The sequence below is a fragment of the Kitasatospora sp. NPDC101155 genome, from assembly GCF_044768305.1.
Lineage (GTDB): Bacteria > Actinomycetota > Actinomycetes > Streptomycetales > Streptomycetaceae > Kitasatospora.
On record NZ_JBIWPN010000036.1, the window covers coordinates 1 to 5142 of the forward strand.

General features: G+C 72.2%; 4 protein-coding genes. All 4 read left to right on the forward strand.

Translation table 11 applies throughout. The features are described 5' to 3' along the window. Positions 1–352: 352 nt before the first annotated feature. The 4 genes from ACIRYZ_RS34720 (at position 353) to ACIRYZ_RS34735 (ending at position 5004) form a co-directional block, all read left to right on the forward strand. Complete coding sequence (locus ACIRYZ_RS34720) at positions 353–2944, forward strand: ATP-binding protein (RefSeq protein WP_402952099.1); 2592 nt, start codon at positions 353–355, stop codon at positions 2942–2944. A 111-nt stretch (positions 2945–3055) separates the two neighbouring features. Then, on the forward strand, positions 3056–3736 hold the full coding sequence (locus tag ACIRYZ_RS34725) for a response regulator (protein ID WP_033351413.1): 681 nt from the start codon (positions 3056–3058) through the stop codon (positions 3734–3736). A 63-nt stretch (positions 3737–3799) separates the two neighbouring features. After that, a complete protein-coding gene (locus tag ACIRYZ_RS34730; RefSeq protein ID WP_393027621.1) occupies positions 3800–4210 on the forward strand; it encodes an OB-fold nucleic acid binding domain-containing protein in 411 nt (136 codons plus the stop codon). Further along, a complete protein-coding gene (locus tag ACIRYZ_RS34735) occupies positions 4207–5004 on the forward strand; it encodes a DUF3159 domain-containing protein (RefSeq protein WP_402952101.1) in 798 nt (265 codons plus the stop codon). The genes ACIRYZ_RS34730 and ACIRYZ_RS34735 overlap by 4 nt, the downstream gene beginning before the upstream one ends. Positions 5005–5142 lie beyond the last annotated feature (138 nt).

Genomic DNA, 5142 nt, shown 5'->3' on the forward strand with positions numbered 1-5142 from the left:
AAGCTAAGCCTCACAGCGCCGATGGTACTGCAGGGGGGACCCTGTGGGAGAGTAGGACGCCGCCGAACAATCATTCAGAAGAACCCCCATCCGGATTCCGGATGGGGGTTCTTCGCGTTTCCCGGAAACCGGACGAAAGTCGGACGAAGGCCCGGCGACGGAGACTCGGGCCCGCGGACACCTCCCGAGTGACCCCCGCCGAGTGGCTGGGACTCCGTCAATATGTCGCTAAAACCGCATGATCAGTGCACTGATCAGCGGAATTTCGCCTCTCACGCCGTAGTCTCAAAGGGAGGGGGGAACAGGTGTCCGGGGGTGGCTCCCGGGCCGGGCCGGATCAAGAATGGTGCTCATGGGACGAGGCAGGCTGCGCATCTACCTCGGGGCGGCCCCCGGGGTCGGCAAGACGTACGCCATGCTCGCCGAGGCGCACCGGCGGCAAGAACGTGGCACGGACGTCGTGGTGGCCTTCGTGGAGGACCACGGCCGGCGGCGTACCGCGGACCAGGTCGCCGGGCTTGAGGTCGTGCTGCGGAAGCAGGTGGTGCACCGGGGTGCCAGGTTCTCCGAGATGGACCTGGACGCCGTCCTCGCCCGCCACCCGCAGGTGGCGCTGGTGGACGAGCTGGCCCACACCAACGTCCCCGGCTGCCGCAACGAGAAGCGGTGGCAGGACGTCGAGGAGTTGCTGGCGGCCGGGATCGACGTGATCTCCACCGTCAACGTCCAGCACCTGGAGTCGCTCGGCGACGCCGTCATGGGCATCACCGGGGTGCGCCAGCGCGAGACCGTGCCGGACGAGGTGGTCCGTCGGGCGGACCAGATCGAGCTGGTGGACATGTCCCCGCAGGCGCTGCGGCGGCGGCTGGCGCACGGCAACGTGTACGCCCCGGAGAAGATAGACGCCGCGCTCGCCAACTACTTCCGTCCGGGCAACCTGACCGCGCTGCGCGAGCTGGCGCTGCTGTGGACCGCCGACCGGGTGGACGAGTATCTGCAGAAGTACCGCGCCGAACAGGGGATCGAGGGGACCTGGCAGGCCCGGGAGCGGATCGTGGTCGGCCTGACCGGTGGCCCCGAGGGGGCGACGCTGATCCGGCGGGCGGCGCGGATCGCGGCCCGTGTCTCCGGTGGTGAGCTGCTCGCCGTCCACATCTCCCGCTCGGACGGGCTCGCGGGCTCGGGCTCGCCGCAGACGCTGATCGAGCAGCGCGCGCTGGTGGAGAGCCTGGGCGGCTCCTTCCACAACGTCCTGGGCGACGACCCCGCTGCCGGGCTGCTGGACTTCGCCCGCGGCGTGAACGCGACCCAGATCGTGCTGGGCACCAGCCGTCGGCCCGGGTGGCAGTACCTGTCCGGGCCGGGCGTCGGCACCACGGTGACGCAGAAGGCCGGGGACATCGACGTCCACATGGTCACCCACGAGCACGCCGGACACGGGCGGCGCAACAAGATACCCGTGCGCCGGATCACCGACCTGGGCCGGACCCGGACGATCGCGGGCTGGCTGATCGGACTGGCCGGCCCACCGCTGCTGGCGCTCGTGCTGACCGCGATCGGCGGGCTGGGCCTGTCCACCGACATGCTGCTGTTCCTGTCGCTGACCGTGTGCGCGGCGCTGGTCGGCGGGCTGCTGCCGTCGATCGGCTCGGCGCTGGTCGGCTCCTCGGTGCTGAACTACTACTTCACCCCGCCGCTGCACACCTTCACCATCAGCGAGCCGCAGAACATCATGGCGGTGGCGATATTCACCATCGTCGGCTGCTCGGTCGCGTCCGTGGTGGACCTGGCGGCCCGGCGCACCCACCAGGCGGCCCGCGCCCAGGCCGAGGCGCAGACCCTCAGCGCGCTCGCGGGCACGGTGCTGCGCGGCGCGCCGAACGGGGACGGGGTGCTGACCGCGCTGATGGAACAGGTCCGGGAGACCTTCGGGCAGGAGAGCGCCGCGCTGCTGGAGCGCCCGGAGCCGATGGGCGGCTGGGTGCCGGTGGCCACCGCCGGGCCGCGCCCGCCGGAGCGGCCCGAGGAGGCCGACGTGGACGTGCCGGTGGGGGAGAGCCTGGCGCTGGTGCTGCGCGGCCGGGTGCTGCCCGGGGCGGACCGGCGGCTGCTCGGGGCCTTCGCCGCGCAGGCGGCCGTGGTGCTGGAGCGCCGCCGACTGGCCCGGGAGGCCGCGGCGGCCCGCCGGGAGGCCGAGGGGAACCGGATCCGCACCGCTCTCCTGGCCGCTGTCTCGCACGACCTGCGCACCCCGCTGGCGGGCATCAAGGCCTCGGTGAGCTCGCTGCGCTCGGCCGACGTGGACTGGGACCCGGAGGACGAGGCCGAGCTGCTGGCCGGGATCGAGGCCGGGGCCGACCGGCTGGACCACCTGATCAACAACCTGCTCGACATGAGCCGGCTGCAGACCGGGACCGTCACCCCGTTGATCCAGGAGACCGACCTGGACGAGGTGGTGCCGTACGCGCTGGGCGGGGTGCCGCCGGAGTCGGTGCGGCTGGAGGTCCCGGAGACGCTGCCGATGATCCGGGCCGACGGCGGGCTGCTGGAGCGCTCGCTGGCCAATCTGGTCGAGAACGCCGTCAAGTACAGCCCGGACGGCGTCAGGGTGCTGGTCAAGGCGGACGCGCTGGAGCAGCCGGGCGGGCCGGGCCGGGTCGAGCTGCGGATAGTGGACCGCGGCCCGGGGGTGCCCGAGGACGCCAAGGAGAAGATCTTCGCGCCGTTCCAGCGCTACGGGGACGCCCCGCGCGGCGCCGGGGTGGGCCTCGGGCTCGCGGTGGCGCGCGGCTTCGTCGAGGCGATGGACGGGACCGTCACCGCCGAGGACACCCCGGGCGGCGGCCTCACCATGGTGGTCAGCCTGCCCGCCGTCGAACGGCCGCCCGAACCGGAGGAGCCGACCGGGGACGGCCACGATCCGCTCTCGCAGCTGATCACGTGAGGCCCGGCGGCGCACCGGCCGCACCCGTGGCTGCCCGGTGGCGCGCGCCGTACCGTCATCTGAGTCATACAGTCCGTAAGATCCGACAGCCCTGAAAGGCGGAGCCCGTAAATGACCCGGGTCCTCGTCGTGGACGACGAACCGCAGATCGTCCGCGCGCTGGTGATCAACCTCAAGGCCCGTAAGTACGAGGTCGACGCGGCCCATGACGGCGCGAGCGCGCTGGAGCTGGCCGCCGCCCGCCATCCGGACGTGGTCGTGCTCGACCTGGGTCTGCCCGACATGGACGGCGTCGAGGTGATCCGCGGCCTGCGCGGCTGGACCCGGGTGCCGATCATCGTGCTGTCCGCCCGGCACGCCTCGGACGAGAAGGTCGAGGCCCTGGACGCCGGCGCCGACGACTACGTCACGAAGCCCTTCGGGATGGACGAGCTGCTCGCCCGGATGCGCGCCGCCGTGCGCCGGGCCGAGCCGGTGGCGGGGGAGGACGACTCACTGGTCGTCACCGAGAGCTTCACCGTCGACCTCGCCGCCAAGAAGGTCAACCGGGACGGCACCGATGTACGCCTCACGCCCACCGAATGGCACCTGCTGGAGGTGCTGGTCCGCAACGCCGGCCGGCTGGTCAGCCAGACCCAGCTGCTCCAGGAGGTGTGGGGCCCGGCCTACCGCACCGAGACCAACTACCTGCGGGTCTACCTCGCTCAGCTGCGTCGCAAGCTGGAGCGCGACCCTTCGCACCCGCGCCACTTCATCACCGAACCGGGCATGGGCTACCGCTTCGAGAGCTGACCGGGGCCCGCCGGCGGCTGCGCGGCCTGCCGCCGGGGGCCCGGAAACCGGTACCCTGCCGACATGAGTGGTGACAACAGCAGTGGCCAGCCGCCGGGGCGATTCCGCCGCATGCTCAGCCGGCTGACCTCCTCGGCCGAGGAGCTGGCGGCCGAGGACCTGCGCCAGGAGAGCGCCGCCGAGTCCGGCTGCCGGCCGATCGCCGGCTGCGCGGACCGCGAGCTCGTCACGGTCGCGGGCACGCTGCGCACGGTGACGCTCCGCCCCCGGGCCGGGGTGCCGGCCCTGGAGGCCGAACTCTTCGACGGCACCGAGGCACTGGAGGTCGTCTGGCTCGGTCGTCGCTCGATCGCGGGCATAGAGCCGGGCCGCCGGCTCGTCGCCAGCGGCCGGATCAGCCACGCACGCGGGCGCCGCGTGCTGTTCAACCCCCGCTATGAGCTGCGTCCGGTCGGACACGGGAGCGAAGCGTGAGCAACCACCCCGGCGGCGAAGCCGCCGCCCGGCTCGACCTGGACGCCGCCGATGTGGCGGTGGACGGTGTGACGCGGTCGATGGAGGTCACGGCACCGACCGTCGAACAGCCCCTCGACCCGGCGGCCGTCGAGGCCGCCCGCAAGGCCGCCTCCAAGGAAGCCGCCGACACCGTGCTGCAGGCCTTCGGCGGCGTACGCGGCATGATCGACATGACGCTGCCCGGCCTGCTCTTCATCATCACGTACAACATCACCCACCAGGTGAGCGCCGCCGCCTGGGCCGCGCTCGGCCTGAGCGGCCTGTTCGTGGTGGTCCGGCTGGCGAAGCGGGAGACCATCCAGCACGCCTTCAGCGGCGTGTTCGGCGTCGCCCTCGGTGCCTGGATCGCGATGAAGAGCGGCAAGGCCGAGGACTTCTACCTGCCCGGTCTGCTCTGGAGCGTCGGTTACTGCGTCGCCCTGGCGGCCTCCGCGCTGGCGCGCTGGCCGATGATCGGGGTGATGCTCGGCCCGATCACCGGCGAGATGTTCACCTGGCGCAAGGAGAACCCGGGCCGCCTGGCCGCCTACACCAAGGCGACCTGGGCCTGGGTGGTGATCATGGGTCTCAAGCCGGTGATCCTCTTCCCCCTGTACTTCACCCACAACGTCAACCTGCTCGGCTGGCTGAAGGTCGCCCTCGGCATCCCGCCGCTGTTGCTGGCGATGTACGTGACCTGGCAGATCCTGCTGAAGGCGCCGCCGCCGATCAAGGCGCAGCTGGACGACGACGAGGAGGAGCCGGCGAAGTAGCCGCTCCCGCGGGACGAGTACGGCGGAGGGGGCGCCCCCCCCGGGGGGGGGGGGCCCCCCCCCGGGCGGGGGGGGGGGGGGGGCGAAAGTTGTGGGGAGAGGGGGGGGGTGGGGAATGGGGTTTTTTGTGGGGTGGGT